A 19,861-nucleotide genomic window follows, 5' to 3' on the forward strand; every position below is an offset into this window, starting at 1 on the left:
GGCGGCGCGGCCGCATTGCGGTGCGGTTCGCGGCCGCGCCGCCACCGAGGCTGGGGAGGCGTGAGGCTGCGGTGCGGTCGCGGTGCTGTGCGGTTGCGGTGGGTGGGACTGAAAGGGGCAGCCGACTCGATCCGGCCCCGGCGCCTCAAGCACCGCAGCGAGCGGTGCGGGGAGCGAGGAGCGCAGAGCGTGCCGCGGCCGGTCGAGCCGGCTGGGGCTTTCGAGGTGGTGCTGTCCCGATCAGCAGGATCAGTAGCAGACACAGAAAACGCGTCGTAGGGAGAGCCGGCTGGAGCTTTCTGGATGTTGCTGACCCAAGCAGCAGGATCTGCAGCAGATCCATAGTAGCCAGAACCGGTCGAGTCACCCCGAGCCGCTCACCGATATCGGCCGCGGCCCTCGACCGTCCGCAGTCGCTCCAGCACGGCCGCGTCGCCGACGCTGGCGTACCCCTCCTCGACCGCGTCGACCAGCGCCTCGGGCGCGGTCGCGGTCCCGTAGACGGAGCCCTCGAAGACGTGGAGGTCCATGGCGTGGTCCTCGACGTGACCCGAGTGGTAGCCGAGGCCGAAGTCGATCAGGTACGCGCGCTCGTCGTCCACGCGGACGTTCCGGGTCGTCGGGTCGCCGTGGACCAGCCCCGCCTGGTGGAGCCGCGCGAGGTGCTCGCCGACCTCGCGGGCGCGTTCCGGCGAGAGCCCAGCCGCCAGGTCCGCGTCGCCGACGTGCTGGAGCGTCAGCGTCGCGTTCGGGAGGTCCACGTCGTGGACCAGCGGGGTCGGGACGCCGACGCGGCGCGCCTCGCTGGTGAGCCGCGCCTCCGCGGTCGTGCGCTCGCGTCTGAGCGTCGCGTCCAGCTCCGGGTGCCGGTACGCCTTCGCGACGCGCCGCTTCACCACGCGGTCCGTCTCGACGAGTTCGACGACCGCCTCCGCACCGCGATTGGCGGGGGCGCCGCTCGCGGACGCGTCGCTCGCGGAGTCGGTCCAGCCGGCTGCGCCGGGCGATACGTCCGAGGTCGGGGCCGTACCCGTCCCCGGCTTCGCGGCGGTCGTCGGCGTCCGCGCGACCGCCTCGTCGCTTCGCCACGTCACCGGCACCTCGTCGGGCCGGAAGTCGGGATCGACCGCGGAGTCGGGGACCGCGAGCGTGTCGCCGGCCGCGGCCATCTTCGCGCCCAGCACCGCGATCATGCCGGCGTTGTCGCGCAGGAACCGCGGCTCGGGCGCGTGGAAGTCGGCGCCGCGCTCGCGGCACATCGTCGCCAGCATCTCCCGCAGGCGGTCGTTCTGCCCGACGCCGCCGCCGAGCACCAGCTCGTCGGCGCCCGTCAGCGAGAGCGCGCGCTCGGCGACCTCCGTCAGCATCGCGAAGACGTGCTCCTGGAGCGAGAAGCAGACTGCCTCCACGGCCTCGCCGTCGTCGTAGGCGGCCTTCGCCGCGGACATGATCCCCGAGAAGGAGAAGTCCATTCCCTTGACGACGTACGGGAGGTCGAGCAGGTCGTCGGGGTCGGCCTCCGCGGCCGCGGCCTCGACCTTCGGCCCGCCGGGATGGCTCCAGCCGGCGTGGCGCGTGAACTTGTCGATGGCGTTGCCGACGCCGGTGTCCATCGTCTCGCCGAGCACGCGGTAGCGCCCGTCGTGGAAGCCCAGCAGGTGCGCGTTCGCGCCCGAGGCGTTCAGACACACCGGGCTCTCGAAGCCCGACTGGTGGCGCCCGATCTCCAGGTGCGCGACCATGTGGTTGACGCCGACCAGCGGCACGTCGAGCGTCCCCGCGAGCGCCCGCGCGGCGGTCCCGACGGTCCTGAGACAGGGGCCGAGGCCGGGACCGCGGGAGAAGGCGACCGCGTCGACGCTGTCGGGGCCGTACTCCGCCTCGGCGTAGTCGAGCGCCTCGTCGACGACCTCGGGGATCGCGTCGGCCATGTGCTCGGCCGCCTCGCGCGGATGAATGCCGCCGCTCTCGGGTTCGTAGGCGTCGGAGAAAATCGCGGTCTCGTCAGCGTCGGCGTCGTGGACGGCCGCGCTCGCGCACCACGCGGTGCCCTCGATGCCGAGAACGATCATGCGGCTGGCCGATCAAGCCTCTTCGGCTTCCGCGTCCGCGTCCTCGGCGCCGATCTTGTTGCGTTCGAGCATGTGCTCCTGCTCGACCTCGGTCGCGAACTCGGCGCTGTCGTACACCTTCGCGTAGCCGACCGTCTTGCGCATGCCGAACTTCGTGTCGAGCTCGTGGACGACGACCTCGTCCGAGCCCTTGTCGAGCGTGGCCGCCAGCGAGTCGCGGACGGAGAGGCGAGAGGGCGTGGCCTCCTCGTGAACGATCTCGAATCGAACGTCCGTACGGTGCAGCATCGGGTTCTCCTCCTCGGAAATGATGTCGACGTCCATAGTCAGTTACCACTACGTCCCTTCGAAAGCAGTAAAAGGATTTCGAAGCGGCCCCCTCGCGGCCGGACGCGCGTCAAGCGCGGCGGTCGCGGGGCCGGGACCTCGCCGGCTCCTGCCGGTCACGCGTCCGCGACGCCCAGCGCCGCGAGCGCGCCGTCGACGTCGCCGTCCAGCGCGCGGAACAGCGCCCGGGCGTCGTCCACCTGCTCCGGCGTCACCTCGACGCGGACCATCCCCTCGCCCGGCTGACCGTAGACCACGCTCGACCCGATCGGGGCCGCGACGATGGCGGGCAGCGCCGCCAGGTCCTCCTCGCCGATCACCTCGATGAGGGTCCGTTCCGGCGCCAGGAGGGCCTTCCCGAGCGCCTCCAGCAGCTTCAGCGAGAGCTCGCCCGCGGGGTTCTCGACGACGACCCGCCGCTCGCCCGCGCCGTCCAGCGCCTCGCGGATCTCGGCGGCCACCTCTTCCCGTTCGGTCTTACCGTCCACGAGCGCCACGTCCGGCTCGCGGCCGGCGTTCCTGAGGTGGTAGGTGACCACGTCGCCCACGGCGATCAGCGGGGCGTCGGGCGCGGCGTGGGCCTCGCGGGCGGCGTCGGCGTCCGCGATCAGCCGCTCGGCGTCGGCGTACACCGGACCGAGCGGCTCCTTGAACGCGTCCCGGAGGTCCCGCGGTAGCGAGAGCATCGGCGCGGGTCGGTCAGCGGACCTTCAGCGCGTACGACCCGGGCTCGGAGACGTTCATCTCCGTGGCGATCTCCGACTCCTCGGGATGGTTGATGATGACGTAGCCGGCCCAGTCCTCGGTCAGCGAGGAGGAGCCGCACAGATCACACGTCTGCGAGTCGGGGTCGTTGACGTAGTGGCACTCCCGGCAGGCGATGCGGTCCTCCGCCATCAGTCGGCCTCCTCACCCGTCTGCTCGCGGTGACGGCGCTCCGACTCCAGCCACTCGTGTTTCCCGAGACCGGGCTGTTTGGCCGTCAGCCCGATCTTCGAGTCCCGCGGGTTGCGCTCGTCGATGCTCTTGGTGACGACGCGCACGCGGACGGCGTCGTCCACGCCGAGCACCTTGTCGGAGTCCGAGGAGGCGAGCTGCTGGTTCGCCCCGTCGAACGTGAGGTACTCGTCGGTGATCTGCGAGACGTGGAGCAGTCCGTCGACCGGACCGATGCCGACGAAGGCGCCGAACTCGACGGTCTCGACGACCGTCCCGTCGACGACCTCCTGCATGTCCGGGTCGAAGGTGAGCGCGTCGAACTCCACCTCGTAGTAGACGCCCGGGCGGTTGGGCAGCACCGCCCCCTCGCCGACGTCGTGTACGTCGATGACGCTCACGACGCTCCCGACGTCCTCGTCCATTCGTCCTTCCAGTTTGTCCTGGAGGAGTGCCTTCACCCGGTCGTCGGTGACGTCCGCCAAATGCTTTGGCGGCACCTCCACCGTGTCCTTGAGTCGAACTCGCTTGTACATGCGTGGGCTATGGTTCCGTTATCGCCAGTGTGTTCCGACCCCTTAAACCGATTACTGGTACGTCCCGCGCCAGCACTCGGTCCTGCAGGGGGCCGTCGTTCGTCACGACGTAGTCGACCCGGCCGGCCGCGGCCAGTTCGACGAGCGCGTCGTCCGCGTACGATGCCTCGGTCTCGATCCGCTCGCCGCGCCGCGCCAGGTCCGCCCCGACGCTCGCGGCCTTCGCCTCCTCGCCGGCCCCCTCGCGGAGCCGGTCCAGCTCGGCCAGCACCGCCACGGGCACGACGACCGCGTAGACCCCGAGGAGCCGGTCGAGCTCCTCGAACGGCCGGACGTTCGCCTCCACCGGCGCCATCAGGGCGCTGGTGTCGAGCGCGACGGTCGGGGCGGCCTCCGGCTCCGCCTCGGCCTCGACCGCGTCGGCGTCCTGCTCCGACGCCCCGCCGTCTGCGTCCGTGTCGTCGTGGTCCGGGTCGGCGCTCGCCACGGCCTACTTCAGCGTCCCAACGCCGATGAGCCGCCACCGCGCGCCGACGCGGCGGTTGATCGCGATCTGTGCGCCCTCGGCCGCACAGACCGGACGCTTCAGGTTCACCTCGCACTCGCCGCCGCGCGCGCTCGTGACGGCGCCGACGGTCGTCGCGGTGCCGACGGTGAGCATCAGCGGCTCGCCGGTGGAGATCTCCTCGACCTCCCCCTCGCCGACGATGCGGTCGAGCAGGTCGACGTCCATCTCGAACGCCTCGCGCGTCGGCGGCAGCGTGCCGGGTTCGCCGGCGACCTGCCCCGCCAGCGCGTCGCCCTTCGTCAGGCTGGGGTCGAGCCCCGTGCCGACGCCGAGCAGTCCGCCGGGCGAGGCGGTCTCGACCTGCTCGTTGCCGGACTGTAGCGAGCGGACGCTCGTCTCCAGCGGCTCCCAGCGGGTCTCGCCGCCCTCCTCGACCTCGCGGCCGGGGCGGAGCTGTAAGTCGTCGCCGACGTCCAGCGTCCCCTCGACGAGCGAGCCACCGACGACGCCGCCCTCCAGTTCGTCGAACGTCGCGCCCGGACGGTTGATGTCGAACGAGCGCGCCACGAACATCCGGGAGTCGGCGTCCGGGTCGCGGTCGGGGGTCGGGATCTCCGTCTCGATGGCGTCGATGAGCAGGTCGAGGTTGACCTCCTGCTGGGCCGACACCGGGACGATGGGCGCGCCCTCCGCGACGGTCCCCTCGACGAACTCCTGGATCTGCTCGTAGTTCTCGACCGCCCGGTCGCGGTCGACCAGGTCGACCTTGTTCTGGGCGATGACGATGTTGTCGATGCCGATGATGTCGAGCGCCATCAGGTGCTCCTCGGTCTGCGCCTGCGGCACGTCCTCGGTGGCGCTCACGACGAGCACGGCGCCGTCCATGATCGACGCGCCCGACAGCATCGTCGCCATCAGCGTCTCGTGGCCCGGCGCGTCCACGAACGAGACGGTGCGGACGACCTCGCTCTCGGAGCCGTCCTCGCACTCCTCCTCGACGGTGTAACACTCGGGCTCGTCGACGCCGGGACAGCGACGGAACGTCGCGTCCGCGTAGCCCAGCCTGATGGAGATTCCGCGCTTCATCTCCTCCGAGTGCTGGTCGGTCCACGAGCCGGACAACGCCTGTACGAGCGTCGTCTTCCCGTGGTCGACGTGACCGACGAGTCCGATGTTCACCTCCGGTTGTGTGTTAGGTTGTGTCACCATAGACCTCCTGTGAGAGTAATCTTGCGTGAATTTCGCCCCGTGCGAGTGATAAAGTTGCTGTTATCGGTGCGGTCGCGGCTTGCGGATCCGCCGCGTGGTTCGACGGTCGCAGCGACCGCGGGCGGCCTGCCCCTCGCGCTCCCGGACGGCGACCGACAGACGAAAGACGACCGCACACGACGATCCGACCATGAGCGAGGAGCGCGAGCCGGTGAAGCCGAGCGACCTCGGCGGCGAGGGGCCGCCGGTCGAGGAGAAGCCCTACAAGATCGTCTTCGAGGCGAACAAGTGCTTCGGGGCGGGGCGCTGTGCCGAGGCGTCGGACAACTGGGAGCTGGACCTGGACACGGGGCTCGCGCGGCCGAAGTCCTACTACGTCGGCGAGGACGAACTGGCCGAGAACGTCCGCGCCGCGGAGCTGTGCCCCGCGAAGAAGGACCAGGGGATCATCCACGTCGTCGACCGCCGCACCGACGAGGAGATCGCGCCGGACCCCCACGGCGACGGGACGCTCTCGGTCGACTGGTAGGGCGTCGGCGCCGGCGTCCGATCAGGCGCCGCCGTCCGCGTCCCCGACCGAGAGCAGCGCGGCGCCCGCGGCCACCGCCGCGAGGCCGGCCGCGAGCAGCGCCGTCTCTCCGGTCAGCCCACCACCGACCACCAGCGCGCCGCCGAGCGCGACAAGCAGCCAGACGACCGACCCGCCGTCCGTCGCGTTCATAAAGAGCCCCTCGCGGCCGCCCCGTAAATCGGTGGCGGAGCGAGGGACGGCCAGGCGGACGGTCTCCGCCGCACCGAAAGCGGTTTCCCCGCGCCCGCGGATGGTTCAGAACGCGCGGGGGTGGCCGAGCCTGGCCAAAGGCGGCGGGCTTAAGACCCGCTCTCGAAGGAGTTCGAGGGTTCGAATCCCTTCCCCTGCATTCTCCGACCGTTCGTGGCTGAGGCGGTGAGCCTGCACTCACGGCGGGAGTTCTGCGGGATCCGCGAAAAGTGTTCGTACGGCGACGGCTGCGGTGCCGTGGCGATGCCTGGTGGCGCAGTCGCGCGACCGCGGCCGGGCGAGGTCGGGGAGGCGCGAGGCTGCTGTGCGGTCGCGGGGCGGTGAGTGGGGCTTTCTGGATGGCGCTGTCCCCAGCGGCAGGGTCGACAGTAGTGACAGAACCCTCGTGGGGAAGCCGGCAGAACGCGATCCGCGGGATCTGCGACGGACCGAACGACGACGGGCCGAACGGCGACGGCCCCGGACGCGGGCCTTACGTGTCGCGGACGTTCCGCCCCTCCGGCGCGCCGAACGACTCGGAGCCGGTCACCGGGTCGCGCTCGTAGACGACCGCGCCGCGGCGGACGGTGAGCTCCGGGAAGACGCCGCGCCAGCCCTCGAAGGGCGTCCACTCGGCCTTCGAGTGGAGCGCACCCGCCTCGATCTCGCGGCTGGTGGCCAGGTCCACCAGCACGAAGTCGGCGTCGCGGCCCGCCTCGATCCGGCCCTTGCGGTCGAGTCCGAAGATCGCGGCCGGGTTCGCGGCGGTCACGTCGCGGACGCGCTCCAGCGGCAGGTCGCCCTGGCGAACGGACGCCAGCAGGAGCGGGAGCATCGTCTCGACGCCGGGGACGCCGCTCGGCGCCGCCGCGAGCCCCTGCTCCTTCTCCGCGACCGTGTGGGGCGCGTGGTCGGTCGCGACCACGTCGACGGTGCCGTCGCGCAGGCGCTCGAAGACGGCCCGCCGGCGCTCCGTGGCGCGGAGCGGCGGGTTCATCCGGCCGTAGGTCCCGAGCCGGCCGGCGTCCTCCCGCGAGAGGAACAGGTGGTGCGGCGTCACCTCGCAGGTGACCGGGGCGCCGTCCGCGGCCGCCTCGGCGACGGCGTCGATCCCCTCCGGCGTGGAGGTGTGGGCGACGTGGATCCGGCCGCCGGCGTCCAGCCCCGCCTCGATCGCGCGCTCGACGGCGACCGCCTCCGCGGTGGCCGTGCGGTAGGCGGACCAGCGGTCGGCGTCCGCCGCGCGGCCGATCCCGCCGAGGTCGCCGTCCATCGCCTCGTCGTCGAACAGCGTCGCGTCCTCCGCGTGGACCGTCACGGGCACGTCGCGCTCCGCGGCGGCCGCGACGGCCTCCGCGAACAGGTCGGCGTCGATCCCCATCTCGCCGGTCGAGTCCGCGAGGAACACCTCACCGAGCGCGAGGAGGGGGGCGTCGAACAGCGCGTCGGGGTCCCACTCCGCGGTGACGCCGCCGTTGATCCCGTAATCGACTAGCGCGTTCCCGTCGGCGAGCGCCGCCTTCTCGGCGAAGGCGTCGCCGTCGACCGTGGGCGGCGAGGTGTTCGGCTGGTCGACCACGGTGGTGACGCCGCCCGCGGCCGCCGCTTGCGAGCCGGTGGTCCACGTCTCCTTGTGGGAGCCGCCGGGCTCGCGGAAGTGGACGTGGACGTCGACCGCGCCCGGGAGCATCGTGCGCCCGCGGGCGTCGACGACGCGCTCGCCGGGTTCGGGTTCGAGCCCCGACTCGACCGCGGCGAACGCGCCCTCGCGGACCCGCACGTCGCGCACGCGTCCGTCCGCCAACTCGGCGCCGGTGATGAGCATACGCGAGGGTCGGCGGGAGGCCTCATAACGAACGGGGTTCGGGCGCGGTGCGGTCGGCGGAGCAGTCGCCGCAGTCGCCTCAGTCGTCGCGGCGCTGCCGCATGCTCTGTCTGGTGAACTGCGGCTTCGCGCGGATCCCCCGCCGCTTGCGGAACGAGCGGTAGAGCGCGACCGCCAGCGGCGCCGACAGCGCGAGCACCACCAGCGCGAGCCGCCACGCCTCCGCGAACGAGTAGAGGATAGTCGCCGAGAGCACCCCCACGGCCAGCAGGACGGAGTAGGCGATCCGCATCGCCAGCTTGTCGAGGACCTTCGTCTCGTCCTCCAGCGTCACGTTCACCGAGAGGTCGCCGCGGTTGACGGTGTCGAGGGTGTCGTCGAGCTTCGGCGGGACGGTGAACAGCGCGCGCGTCGTCTCTTGGATCTGATCGCCGGCGTCCTCGGCGAGTTCGCGGGCCGTCTCCTCGTAGTAGCCCTGCTCGCGCAGGTAGTCGGTCGCGGTCTCGATGAAGTCGAAGTCGGGGTCGAGCGTGACGCAGACCCCCTCCACGACCGTCGCGACGCGCAACACGAGCGCGAGGTTCCGCGGGAGCCGCAGCGGGAACTCGTAGATGGTCGACTCCACCTGTTCGATGATCTGGTTGACGCGGTACTGCTCGATGTCCTCGCCGCGGGCGTCCGCGATGGCCAGCTCCAGCACCTCGCCCATCACCTGCCGGTCGGCCTCCGGCGAGAGCGTCCCCAGCTCGATCAGTGTGTCGAGGATCGCGTCGGTGTCCTTGCTCGCCACGGCGACGTAGAAGTCGACGATCTTCGACTGGACGAAGGGGTCGACGGTGTCCGACATGCCGAAGTCGTAGAAGACGATCGCGCCCGACTCGTCGACCGCGAGGTTGCCGGGGTGCGGGTCGGCGTGGAAGACGCCCTCCTCGACGATCATCCCCAGGTACGCGCGCTGGAGCGCCTCCGCGAGGACGGTCGGGTCGTGGCCGTCCTCTCGGAGCTGTTCGACCCGGTTGATCTTCGTCCCGGGGACGTACTCCATCGTCAGCACGCGCGGGCCCGACGCGCCGGGGTACGACGACGGGATCCGGATCCGGTCGTCGTCCGCGAAGTCCTCGCCGATCTCCTCGAGCATGCGGCGCTCGCGGCGGTAGTCCATCTCCTCGCGGATCGTCTCCGCGAACTCGTCCGCGAGGTTCTCCAGCGAGAACGCGCGGCCGCCGCCGAGGAACCGCTTCAGGAGGGGGAGCCCCCACCGGATCGCGCGCAGGTCCGCCTCCACGAGCGGCTCGATCCCCGGCCGGCGGACCTTCACCGCGACCTCGTCGCCCTCGTAGGTCGCGCGGTACACCTGCCCCAGGCTGGCGCCGCTGATCGGGTCGTCGTCGAAGTCGTCGAACGTCTCCGCGACCGGACCGAGCTCCTCCTCCAGCACCGTCTCCGCCTCCGAGAACGGTGCCGGCGGCACGTCGTCCTGCAGTTCCTCCAGTACCTCGATGTACGCGGGCGGGAGGATGTCCGGCCGCGTCGACAGCAGCTGGCCGAGCTTGATGAACGTGGGGCCGAGCGTCAACAGGATGTCCAGGAGCACCGCGGCGCGCTCCTTCTGCGTCTCCTCGTCGACGGTCCGGCTCCCGCCGAACAGCAGGAACCGCTTGCGGTCCCGCCAGTAGGCGGCGATCAGCGGCGAGAACCGTCGGACGACGACGAGGAAGCGCCAGTAGGCGCGAAGGTTGACCAGCGTGACCACCCGTCAGTCGTCGACCGGGATCTGCCGGCGCTCGCCGTCCGTGCGCTTGGGGAGCGTCACCTCGACGACCCCGCGGTCCATGGCGGCGTCCGCCTCCTCACCGACCGCGTCCGGCGGAAGCGGCAGCTCCGTGTCCAGGAACAGCGGTCGGTCCTCGCGCACGTAGCGGAACGCCTCCGGGGTCCGCTTCTCGCGGCGGGCCTCGATCACGAGGCGGCCGCCCTCGGCGACCACGTCGGTCGTCTCGCTCGTCGCGCCGGGCAGGTCGAGGACCACGAGATACGCGTCGTCGGACTCCAGCAGGTCCGCGAACACGGCTTCCGGAAGGTCCCGAAGCGCGTCGCGTAAAGCAGACATACCCGCACTTGGGGTGGCGCGTCGAAAAAGGGTGGGGTCGACACGCGGAGCGCTACGGAGCCGCTTCTGTCTCGGTCGCCGATCCCGGTCTTGGAACGGCACCACCCAGAAAGCCCCACCCACCGCCCCGCGACCACGCGGCAGCGCGCGATAAACGGGCAAACGTCCCTCACCAAGCGGGCCGGTTTCTCGACCGGGGTCAGAGGTCGTGCGTCTCGCCGTCGACCGCGAGCGGCTCCGCGAACGCCTCGTCGGCCGGGTAGAAGTGGGCGAGGTGGACGAGCCGCGTCTCGTCGGCGTTCAGGTCCTCGCCGAGCGCGAGCGCGCCCTCCCGCGTCATGTGCTTCGTGCCGAACGTCCGGGGGACGCCGTCGGGGCCCTCGTGGCGCCCGCCGAGCGGGTGGTGATCGCACAGCGACGCCGGGACGATGGCGTCCGCCAGCAGGAGGTCGGGGTCCGCGAGCGCCTCGCGGGACGCGTCGGGAACGTCGTAGCTCGTGTCGCCCGACAGCGAGAGCTTCGCCCCCGTCTCGGGGTCCTCGATCGCGAGCCCGTAACAGCGCAGCGGCGGGTGGTCGACGGGGACGAAGGTGAGCTCGAGCCCGCACGCCTCGAACGGTTCGAGGGGGGGCCGCGCGTGGACGCCGATGCGGTCCTCCAGGTAGTCGTACTTCCGACGGATCGTCTCCGCGACGCTCTCGTCGGTCGCGGGGTCGGTCTCGTCAGGGGCGTGGACCGGGAGCCCGTCGAAGACGCGGTAGACGTTCCCCAGCCCGTCGAGGTGGTCGAAGTGGATGTGGGTGACGACGCCCGCGTCCGGCAGCGGCACGTCGTTGTCGAGGAACTGCCCCCGGAAGTCCGGACTGAAGTCGACCAGCAGCGACTTCCCCGCGCGTTCGTTCTCGACGTGAACGGAGAACCGGGAGCGGGAGACGCCGCGCTCGCGGGCGGCGACACAGGTGTCGCAGTCGCACCCGACCGTGGGCGTCCCCGTCGTGTCGCCCGTGCCGAGGAGCGTGACCCGCATACGCTGGGTCCGAGGACGCGCTGGCTCTTAGTGTCGGGGGTCGCGGCGACCGGGAGTCGCGGCGACTGCGGGTCGTGGCGATCGCGGGCCGAGACCGGATCGCCGGCGACCCGCCCGACTAGACCACGCGGTTCGCGTACCCCTCGCCGCGCGTCTGCCGCCGGAGGCTCTCGGCGACGATGGCGCCCACGCGCTCCCCGTACTCCCGGTGCGCGGCCGCGGCGTGGGGCGTGACGATCACCTCCTCGCGGTCCCACAGCGGGGACGACTCGGGGAGCGGCTCCTCCGCGAACACGTCGAGCGCGGCGCCGCGGATGCCGGATCCGGCGTCCGCCGCGTCACCCGCCCCGGCGTCGTCGGCGTTCTCCTTCCCGGCGCCGTCCCCCCGTTCCAGCGCCGCGACCAGTGCCTCCTGGTCGACCACGCCGCCGCGAGCGACGTTGATCAGGTACGCGTCCGACCGCATCGCCGCGAACTCGGCGGCGCCGATCAGCCCCTCCGTCGCGGGCGTCAGCGGCACCGCGAGCGCGACGAACCGCGCGTCCGCGACCGCCTCGTGGAGTCGGTCGCTCGGGTACACCTCGTTCACCCCCTCCACGGGCGTCGGCGTGCGCTTGACGCCGACCACGTCCATCCCGAGCGCGTCCGCGCGGGCGACGATGCCGCGGCCGAGCCCCCCGAGGCCGACGACGCAGATCCGCTCGCCGCGCAGCGAGAACGGTTCGTCGTGGGCGGGCCACGACCACTCCCGCTCGCGCTGCCGGTCGCGGTAGACGTGGAGCCGGCGCGCGAACGCCAGCATGTAGCCCGCCACCGTGTCGCCGACCGAGTCGCCGTGGATGCCGTTCGAGTTCGTGAGCGCGACCCCCTCGCGCTCGAAGCGGTCGAAGGGGAACCGGTCGACCCCCGACTGCACCGAGTGGACCCACTCCAGGTCCGTCTCGAGGAACGCCGCGTCGTACGCGAACGTCACCAGCGCGTCGCAGTCGGCGAGCGAGAGCGACGGCGGGGCGTCGTCGGCACCGTCCCCCGTCTCGTCGCCGTTCTCGCCCGTCGCGTCGGTGGAGCCGCCGCCGTACGCGCCCTCCTTCGAATCGGGGACGACCCCGACCGTCACGTCGAGGCCGTCGGCGGCCGCCGCGTCCGCGAGGTACTCACACAGCGTCGCGGGCGGGAACACCGCGTCGACCGAACCGTGTACGCCGAGCGTGTCGACCATACCCACGCTGGGACGACGACCGACATAAAAGAAACCGTGGCGGCGACCGCGGCCCGTCGTCCACGCTGACCCGCGCTCGCGTGACCTACCGCAGGAACTCGATCGCCGCGCCCTGCCCGAAGCCGACGCAGAGCGTGGCGAGCCCGCGCTCCGCGTCGCGCTTCTCCATCTCGTGGAGGAGCGTGACCGGGAGGCGCGCGCCGGAGGCGCCCAGGGGGTGCCCGATGGCGATAGCGCCGCCGTTGACGTTGTAGATCTCCTCGTCGACGCCGAGTTCGCGGCGGGCGTACTCGCACTGGGAGGCGAACGCCTCGTTCAGTTCGACGAGGTCGTAGTCGTCGATCGTCGTGCCCGCGCGGTCCAGCAGGCCGCGGGTGGCCGGAACCGGGCCGATCCCCATGACGGTCGGGTCGACGCCGGCGACGTTGTTGGTGCCGACCTCGGCGAGCACGTCGAGGCCGTGGTCCTCGGCGAACGCCTTGCTCGTCACGAGCGTCCCCGCCGCGCCGTCGGAGATCTGCGAGGAGTTGCCCGCGGTGACCGTGCCGTCGCCGGTGAACGCCGGCGAGAGCGACGCGAGCGTCTCCGCGTCGGTGTCCGGGCGGATGCCCTCGTCCTCGGTGACGGTCCCCGCCTCGGTCTCGACCGGGACGATCTCGTCGTCGAACCGCCCCTCCTCGGTGGCCGCGGCCGCGCGCTGATGGCTCCGGGCGGCGTACTCGTCCTGCGCCTCGCGGCTCACGTCGTACTCCTCGGCGACCTTCTCGGCGGTCATCCCCATCTGCAGTTGGAAGACGTTGTACCGGTCCTGCAGGTCCGGGTGGAGGTGCTGGTAGGAGTCGCCGTCCATCGGCACGCGGGACATGTTCTCGACGCCGCCCGCGACGATGCAGTCGCGGTTCCCCGCAGCGACCGCGTCCGCCGCGGAGATGATCGCCTGCATCGAGGAGGCACACCAGCGGTTGATCGAGGCGGCGGGGACGTTCTCGCCCAGTCGGTCGGACAGGAGGGCGATGACCCGCGCGACGTTGTTGTCCTGCTCGGTGCGCTGCTGGGCGACGCCCCACATGAGGTCGTCGACGTCGTCGCCGTTCAGGCCGGCCTCCTCGAGGATCGTGTCGATGACGGCGATCGAGAGGTCCTCGCTGCGCACGTCCGCGTAGACGCCGCCCTCCTTCCCCTGCGGGGTTCGCCGCGCTGCCGCGATGACCGGTGTGGTCTCGTCGCTCATGGGTCCGACGACGTTCGTCACGGTCTTAAACCCGCGTGGAACCCTCGAAAATCCTCTCGAAGTTTGTCGTTTATTCAGCGCCGCGAGGGACGGCGCCCGCACGCGACGGTCGCGCGTGCGTCAGCCTGTCGGGGCGCACCCCGGTTCGACGCCCTTAAGCGGCCACCGCACCTACTCTTTCCGGATGAGTGACCCGGCCCTCGACGTGGTCGAGTTCGTCTTGACGACGCACTTCTACACGGAGAACCGCGACCTCGACGAGAACGATCTGCCCCCGCGCTTCCGCCAGGTGTTCTGGAGCGACGGCGCGGACGACGAGCGACCCGGCGGCGTCGAGCGGCCGCTGACGGCGACCAGCGAGAGCACCCGCACCGCGACCGGCGTCGAGCGGCCGTGGGAGGCCGTCTCCGACCAGCTGTTCACCCAGCGCACGGAGTTCTCCGGCGAGATCTCGCTGACCCAACCCGAGATGGCGCTGGAGTGGTACGCCGACCGCGCCGGCGAGGAGCGGATCGCCAGCAACCCGACGCTTGCGGCCGCGCTCGCCGACCACCCGGACCTGACGCCGCCCGTCTCCCGCGAGGACGCCCGCGGCAACATCCGACCCATTCAGGCCGACCGCGTCTGGATCGACGCGCTGCTCGACGAGTACTTCGACGAGGACGAGGACGCGGAGATGCTCGACCTCGTCAACGTCCGCGCCCCCGAGGAGATCGAGACCACCCTCGACGACCTCGTGCTCACGGGCGATCAGGAGGGCGAGATCCAGAAGATCGTCAAGGCGATCGAGCACCGCGAGTACCTCGCGAGCATCGGCCTCCGCGAGATCGGGAAGCTCCTGTTCGTCGGCCCGCCGGGAACCGGCAAGACCACCGTTTCGCGCGCGCTCGCCCACGAACTCGGGCTCCCGTTCGTCGAGGTGAAGCTCTCGATGATCACCAGCCAGTACCTCGGCGAGACGGCCAAGAACGTCGAGAAGACCTTCGAGGTGGCCAAGCGGCTCTCGCCGTGTATCCTCTTCATCGACGAGTTCGACTCCGTCGCGAAGACGCGCCGCTCCGACGAACACGCCGCGTTGAAGCGCGCGGTTAACACCCTTCTCAAATCGATCGACGACATCTCGCTCGTCCGCGACGAGGTGCTCCTGATCGGCGCGACGAACCACCCCGACCAGCTCGACGCGGCCGCGTGGCGCCGCTTCGACGAGATCGTCAACTTCCCCAAGCCGGACCAGGGCATGCGCGCGGACATCCTCCGCGTGGTCACCCGCGAGATGGACATCGCGGACTTCGCACCGGAGGAGGTCGCGGACGTGACCGAGGGACTCACCGGCTCCGACCTCCGGATGGTGCTGCGCGAGGCCGTCCTCGGCGCGCTCACGGAGGACCGCCGCACCATCACGCAGGAGGACGTGATGGCGGCCGTCCGCGACTTCGAGGAGCGGGACAACCTCAAGAACATGGACATGATCGAGGGCGAGGGCGCCGAGCTGACCGGCGCCGCCTCCGACGGCGGACACTCCCACGACGACGAGGGACACGACCACGACCACTGACGGCCGAGAGGCGTGTGGGCCCCCGCGACGGGGGACGCTCCCGACGCTCGCCGTCACCCGCCGTTCCGAGGATTATCAGCTCTCGGAAACGTAGTAGCCTATTTACATTTCAGCGACATAGCGTGTTCCATGTCGGTCCCACCGGGAGGCGGCCCGTTCGAGGTCCTTTTGCTACCACCGGACCGGGAAGGGGTCCTCAACGCTCGAGCGCTCGAGCGGTCGCTCCCGGACGCGAACGTCCGGCTCGCGTCCTCACTCGCGGACGCCGCCTCTCGGTACGACGCCGCGGTGGACTGCGTCGTCTCCGGGTTTCGGGTGCCGGGCGGAACGGCCATCGACCTGCGCGAGCGGGCGGGGCTCGACGCCGACCGAACGCCGCACGTCGTCGTGGTGGAGGCCGAAGACGGCCGCGTCCCGGTCGAGGCGGTCGGAGAGCAGTTCGCGGATCTGGTTCCAGCGACCGCCGAGGACGACGCGACCGCGGCGGTCCGTGAGAGCATCGAAACGGCGGTTTCGGAGCGCCGTTCCCCGCGCCTGGCCGGGGACTGGCCGTCGGACAGGCGGGCGCTGAACGACCGGAAGGCGAGCATCCTGGACCAGTTCTTCACGAAGATCCCGCAGCACCTGTTCGTCAAGGACGCGTCGGCCCGCAACGTCATGATAAGCGAGGCCGCCGTCAGCCGCCGCATTCACCGGCTGAGCGACGACTATCTGGGCAAACGGGACATCGACGGCGTCGTGCCGGTCGAGGAGGCACGGGAGCCGTACGAGGACGACCTCGCCGTCATCCGAACCGGCGAGCCGATCCTCGAGAAGGAGGAGTACTACCCCACGAGCAGTCGGTGGTTCCGCACCTCGAAGGTCCCGTGGGAGGAGAACGGGGACGTCGTCGGCGTGCTCGGCGCGTCACAGGAGATCACGGAGGAGAAGAAGCGCGAGCGGCAGCTCGAGATCGTCAACCACCACGTCCGACACGCGATGCGGAACGACCTGAACGCCGTCGCGGGGTGGATCGACGTGGTCCGGAACCGCGAGGACGGAGACCGCCATCGAGAGGACGGAGACCGCCATCGCGACGACGAAATTCTCGACCGCGTCTCCCGGATCACGGATCGGCTGTGCAACAGGGTGGAGAAACAGCAGGCGATCGTGGACGCGGTCTCGGCCGAGCCGGAGCCGGCGCCGCGGGATCTCTCCGCAGTCGTCGAGGGCGAGCTTCGAGCGGTCGCCGACGAGTACGAGTCGCTCCGCATCGACGCCGACATCGAGCCGGACGTGACCGCGGTCGCGGACGAGGGCGTCGATCAGGTGGTCAGAGAGCTGATCGAAAACGCGGTTCAGCACTCGGAGGGGCGGGTCCCGGAGATCGGCGTCACGCTCCACGGAAACGGGGACCGAGCCGAGATCCACGTGCGGGACGACTGCACGCCGATCCCGACCTACGAGCGGGAGATACTGACGGGAGAACGGGAGATCGACCAGCTCAACCACAGCTCGGGGCTCGGTCTCTGGCTGGTTCGGTGGCTCGTCGAGAACTCCGAGGGCCGGGTCGAGTTCGGACGAACGGACGTCGGGGGGAACGACGTGGCCGTCACGTTCCCGTCCCCGGGGTAGCGGCGCGGACCGATCAGGCCGCCAGGTCCGAGAACTCGGCCGCGGAGGTCCGGGTTCCCTTCGAGATGACCACGTCGCCGACGCGCAGCGTCGTGTCCAGGTCGGGACCGACGAGCCACCCGTCGTCCGGGCGGCGGATCGCGAGCACGCTCTGAGAGACGTCCGTCGCGGGGACGCCGGCGACCACCGCCGTCCCCGCCAGCTCGCTGTCCTCGCGGACGGTGACGCGCGTGAGGATCTCGTCGGACTCCTTGACCGCGAGTTCGACGACGGGGTGGACGTCCAGGTCCCGCAGCACGCCCTCAGTGATCTCCAGGGCCGCGTCCGAGATGGTCTCGGTGGCGACGCCGAGGTGGATCAGTCCCCGCAGCGAGACCGGGTCGTCGGCCTCCTTGGCCGCGCGGAGGGTCCACGCCTCGAAGCGCGACTGGAGCGCGTCGACCTCCACCTCCAGGTTCGTCACCTCGTCGGCCAGCTCCTCGTTGTCGAACAGCACGGAGCCGTACGCCAGATCGACCGCCAGCTCCGAGAGGTTCTTCATCAGCACCACGGAGTCGACCGCGCGCTCGAGGTTCTCCACGTCCGGCTCGGCCGGCTCGGCCGGCTCGTGCGGATCGCCCGTGGTGTGCTCGTAGACGCCGTCTATCGCCTCCTCCGGCCCGCGAAGGATCGTCACGTCGTCGGCGTGCAGACGCGTCTTCGGACCGGGGTTGAGGATCCAGTCGTCGGCGCGCCGGATGGCGATGACGCGGACGCCCGTCTCCGACTCCAGGTCGATGTCCTGGAGCGTTCGCCCGGCGTACGGCGAGTCCTCGGTGACGGTCGCGCGGACGAGCATCTCGACGGCCTCCGAGAGCGCGCCGCGCATCGCCTCCGGGAGCCCGATCTCCTCGATGACGATCTTCGCGATGTCGCCCGCGGCGTCGGAGACCTTGTCGGCGCCGGCGACGACCCCGAGGACCGGCGCGAGCGCCTCCGCGTCGTCCGGGCTGCGCGCCGCCATCATCAGGCTCATCCGAGCGCGTAACTGGAGCACGTCCATCTTGTTCTCCAGTTTCAGCACCTCCCGGGCGACGTTCGGACTGCGGTGGAGGACCGCCGAGTAGGAGAGGTCGATGAGCAGCTCCGCGGTGTCTTTCATCTCCACGAGCAGGTCCTTGACGCTCGTGGGCTCGTATTCGACCGTCTCCGGGGGCCCGCGCCCCTCGAATCGTCCCATGGCCGACAGTCCACACGGCGTGGCAAAAGCCTTGTCACGACCGCCCTCGGGCGGTTCCCGGCGGCGACCGCGGACGGTCGCGGTCGGCGAGCCCCCTACGACTCGACCGCCGCGAGCGCCTCGCGGGCGCGCTCGGTCGGGCGGTACGCCGGGTCGGCACCGGGCGCGGCGTCCGCACCGGCCGGCCCGTCGCTCGCACCGGCCGCCCGCTCGGCGAGGTCCAGCAGCGCGAGCCACCCCAGGAGGTCCGCCGTCCGGTCGCGCCAGATGTCCGTCCACTCGGCGGGGTTCTTGTACTCCTCGTAGGTGGGGACCGCGTCCCGCACGCGCTCGAAGACGGCGGCGGCGTCGAGCGCACCCTCGCCGGCGTCGGCGGCCGCGACGAGTGCCCGAAGCGCCTCCGGCGCCAGGCTCACCCGGCGCAGGAACGCGTCCCGGAGGTGGTCTGGGTCGGGGTCGGCAGGCAGGCGCTTGAACCCGGCGTCCGTCTCCGCGGCGAGTTCGAGCGCGCGCAGGAAGGTGAGCCACGTCCGCGCCACGTCGCGCGTCTCGTAGCCGCACCGCTGCTGGAGGCGGGCACAGCAGTCGTCCTCGTCGCCGGGGACGAGCGGCACCGCGCGCTGGGCGTCCGCGACCGCGTCGAGGTCGGCCGGCGGCGCGGGCAGCAGCTTGAACCGGGCGTCGACCATCGTCTCAGGCCTGGCCGAACGACTCGGCGAGCAGTTCCTCGTCGGTCTCGCCGCGGACGTAGGTCGGGCCGTTCACCACGTCGACGGTGACCTTCGCGGGCGCGAAGACGGTCTCGGGGATCTCGTGGAAGTCGTAGTCGGCGTCCGCGAAGATCTCCGCGAACGGGCGGCCGTACTCCTCGCCGGCCGTCGAGACGACCTCGCCGAAGCGGTCGTCGTCGCGGGCGACCTGCAGGTACACCTCGCCGCCGTACGCGACCGCGTCGTTGGTGCGGCCCATCGCCTCGTCCTCGTCGTAGGTGACTGGCGCGACCGGCGCGCGGCCGGAGGCGGTGAGCACGTCCGTCGGCTCGTAGCCGAGTTCGAGCAGGCGCCACACCGCGAGTTCGGGGGCGCGGGCGGCGGCCGTCACCGATCCGACGGTGGAGCCGGTGGCGTACGTCGGCAGGAAGACGCCGGAGGGCTCGACGCCCGCCAGGTCGGCGACGTGCTCGGCGACCTCGTCGGTCGGGAGCTGCGTCGACTCGACCGCGAGCGTCGCGAACTCCGACTCGTCGTAGTAGCCGACGCGCTCGAACTCCGTCTCGCGGCCCACGAGCGCGCGGGCCGGCCCCGAGCCGAGCCCGGAGTAGTCGTCGAACTCCAGCTCCCAGCCGGCCTTCTGCGAGCAGAGGAGCGCGACCGCGGGGTGGTCGGTGGTTACCTCGACGTAGGGGCGAGGCGCGCCCGCGACCTCGTCCACCGCGGTCGTCACGTTCGCCAGCCCGGCGGTCTGGATCTCGGTCAGCAGGACGCCGGCCTCGATGCCGCCGTCGGCCTCCACGCCGAAGTCGATGGCCGTCGCCTCGGAGTCGAGGTCGTACGGCGTCACGTTGAGCTCGCCCGCGAAGTCGAGGGCCTCGTCGACCAGCTCGATCGCGGTCCGGTTGATGCTCTCCATACCCCGTCTGGGTCCTCCTCGCCTAAGGGGTTTGTCAGTCGACGCCGCGGTCGGTCGGGACCCGAACCGACCGAACCGCCCTTG

20 protein-coding genes and 1 tRNA gene are annotated in these 19,861 nt (G+C 71.3%); 4 read left to right on the forward strand and 17 right to left on the reverse strand.

The features are described from left to right. Positions 1-377 precede the first annotated feature (377 nt). The 7 genes from ACQE3L_RS12210 to ACQE3L_RS12240 all read right to left on the reverse strand — a co-directional run bounded on the left by ACQE3L_RS12210 (position 378) and on the right by ACQE3L_RS12240 (position 5,588). Entirely contained in the window at positions 378-2,072 is a 1,695-nt protein-coding gene (locus ACQE3L_RS12210) for a bifunctional N(6)-L-threonylcarbamoyladenine synthase/serine/threonine protein kinase (RefSeq protein ID WP_426964110.1), read from the reverse strand. Between the two features lie 12 nt (positions 2,073-2,084). After that, entirely contained in the window at positions 2,085-2,396 is a 312-nt protein-coding gene (locus ACQE3L_RS12215; RefSeq protein WP_058366342.1) for a 30S ribosomal protein S24e, read from the reverse strand. A 119-nt stretch (positions 2,397-2,515) separates the two neighbouring features. Next, a complete protein-coding gene (locus ACQE3L_RS12220; RefSeq protein WP_426964112.1) occupies positions 2,516-3,085 on the reverse strand; it encodes a GTP-dependent dephospho-CoA kinase family protein in 570 nt (189 codons plus the stop codon). Positions 3,086-3,098: 13 nt separating this feature from the next. After that, the gene (gene spt4, locus ACQE3L_RS12225) at positions 3,099-3,296 is read right to left on the reverse strand and encodes a transcription elongation factor subunit Spt4 (RefSeq protein ID WP_426964113.1); all 198 of its coding nucleotides are present in this window, start codon (positions 3,294-3,296) and stop codon (positions 3,099-3,101) included. Continuing rightward, a complete protein-coding gene (locus ACQE3L_RS12230) occupies positions 3,296-3,871 on the reverse strand; it encodes a DNA-directed RNA polymerase (protein WP_058366345.1) in 576 nt (191 codons plus the stop codon). Before ACQE3L_RS12230 ends, spt4 begins: the two co-directional genes overlap by 1 nt. 7 nt (positions 3,872-3,878) lie before the next feature. After that, positions 3,879-4,226 carry a DUF188 domain-containing protein gene (locus ACQE3L_RS12235; protein ID WP_058366412.1) on the reverse strand — a complete coding sequence of 116 codons (348 nt, stop codon included), beginning with the start codon at positions 4,224-4,226 and terminating at the stop codon, positions 3,879-3,881. A gap of 135 nt (positions 4,227-4,361) precedes the next feature. After that, positions 4,362-5,588 (reverse strand): translation initiation factor IF-2 subunit gamma, encoded by a 1,227-nt coding sequence (locus ACQE3L_RS12240; protein ID WP_426964114.1) that lies wholly within the window; start codon positions 5,586-5,588, stop codon positions 4,362-4,364. Positions 5,589-5,778: 190 nt separating this feature from the next. Between ACQE3L_RS12240 and ACQE3L_RS12245 the strand changes: the two genes are divergently transcribed. Next, entirely contained in the window at positions 5,779-6,117 is a 339-nt protein-coding gene (locus ACQE3L_RS12245) for a ferredoxin (protein WP_426964116.1), read from the forward strand. A gap of 21 nt (positions 6,118-6,138) precedes the next feature. Here ACQE3L_RS12245 and ACQE3L_RS12250 read toward each other — a convergent pair whose 3' ends face one another. Continuing rightward, entirely contained in the window at positions 6,139-6,309 is a 171-nt protein-coding gene (locus ACQE3L_RS12250) for a hypothetical protein (protein ID WP_426964117.1), read from the reverse strand. A 114-nt stretch (positions 6,310-6,423) separates the two neighbouring features. On the opposite strand from ACQE3L_RS12250, the gene ACQE3L_RS12255 reads away from it, so the two are divergent. Then, positions 6,424-6,508: transfer RNA gene (locus tag ACQE3L_RS12255), tRNA-Leu, on the forward strand. 333 nt (positions 6,509-6,841) lie between these two features. Here the strand turns inward: ACQE3L_RS12255 and ACQE3L_RS12260 are convergent. The 6 genes from ACQE3L_RS12260 to ACQE3L_RS12285 form a co-directional block, all read right to left on the reverse strand. Further along, on the reverse strand, positions 6,842-8,173 hold the full coding sequence (locus ACQE3L_RS12260; protein WP_426964118.1) for a dihydroorotase: 1,332 nt from the start codon (positions 8,171-8,173) through the stop codon (positions 6,842-6,844). 79 nt (positions 8,174-8,252) lie between these two features. Beyond that, positions 8,253-9,926 carry an ABC1 kinase family protein gene (locus ACQE3L_RS12265; RefSeq protein ID WP_426964119.1) on the reverse strand — a complete coding sequence of 558 codons (1,674 nt, stop codon included), beginning with the start codon at positions 9,924-9,926 and terminating at the stop codon, positions 8,253-8,255. A gap of 3 nt (positions 9,927-9,929) precedes the next feature. Next, entirely contained in the window at positions 9,930-10,283 is a 354-nt protein-coding gene (locus tag ACQE3L_RS12270) for an Hsp20/alpha crystallin family protein (RefSeq protein WP_426964120.1), read from the reverse strand. A gap of 199 nt (positions 10,284-10,482) precedes the next feature. Continuing rightward, on the reverse strand, positions 10,483-11,310 hold the full coding sequence (locus ACQE3L_RS12275; protein ID WP_058366349.1) for an MBL fold metallo-hydrolase: 828 nt from the start codon (positions 11,308-11,310) through the stop codon (positions 10,483-10,485). Positions 11,311-11,428: 118 nt separating this feature from the next. Next, entirely contained in the window at positions 11,429-12,529 is a 1,101-nt protein-coding gene (locus ACQE3L_RS12280) for an NAD(P)-dependent oxidoreductase (protein WP_426964122.1), read from the reverse strand. 85 nt (positions 12,530-12,614) lie between these two features. Beyond that, positions 12,615-13,760 (reverse strand): thiolase family protein, encoded by a 1,146-nt coding sequence (locus tag ACQE3L_RS12285; protein WP_426964123.1) that lies wholly within the window; start codon positions 13,758-13,760, stop codon positions 12,615-12,617. Positions 13,761-13,944: 184 nt separating this feature from the next. Between ACQE3L_RS12285 and ACQE3L_RS12290 the strand changes: the two genes are divergently transcribed. Next, the gene (locus ACQE3L_RS12290) at positions 13,945-15,315 is read left to right on the forward strand and encodes an ATP-binding protein (RefSeq protein WP_426964124.1); all 1,371 of its coding nucleotides are present in this window, start codon (positions 13,945-13,947) and stop codon (positions 15,313-15,315) included. Positions 15,316-15,444: 129 nt separating this feature from the next. Continuing rightward, positions 15,445-16,929: a sensor histidine kinase gene (locus ACQE3L_RS12295; protein ID WP_426964125.1), complete on the forward strand. Its 1,485-nt coding sequence runs from the start codon at positions 15,445-15,447 to the stop codon at positions 16,927-16,929. 13 nt (positions 16,930-16,942) lie between these two features. Here the strand turns inward: ACQE3L_RS12295 and ACQE3L_RS12300 are convergent, their stop codons facing one another. The 3 genes from ACQE3L_RS12300 to mch form a co-directional block, all read right to left on the reverse strand. Continuing rightward, positions 16,943-18,148 (reverse strand): potassium channel family protein, encoded by a 1,206-nt coding sequence (locus ACQE3L_RS12300; protein WP_426964126.1) that lies wholly within the window; start codon positions 18,146-18,148, stop codon positions 16,943-16,945. A 95-nt stretch (positions 18,149-18,243) separates the two neighbouring features. Beyond that, positions 18,244-18,837 (reverse strand): double winged helix-containing putative transcriptional regulator, encoded by a 594-nt coding sequence (locus tag ACQE3L_RS12305; protein ID WP_426964127.1) that lies wholly within the window; start codon positions 18,835-18,837, stop codon positions 18,244-18,246. Between the two features lie 4 nt (positions 18,838-18,841). Next, complete coding sequence (gene mch / locus ACQE3L_RS12310; RefSeq protein WP_426964128.1) at positions 18,842-19,777, reverse strand: methenyltetrahydromethanopterin cyclohydrolase; 936 nt, start codon at positions 19,775-19,777, stop codon at positions 18,842-18,844. Positions 19,778-19,861 lie beyond the last annotated feature (84 nt).

It is taken from the genome of Haloparvum alkalitolerans (assembly GCF_050122995.1).
In the GTDB taxonomy this organism is placed as follows: Archaea; Halobacteriota; Halobacteria; order Halobacteriales; family Haloferacaceae; genus Haloparvum; species Haloparvum alkalitolerans.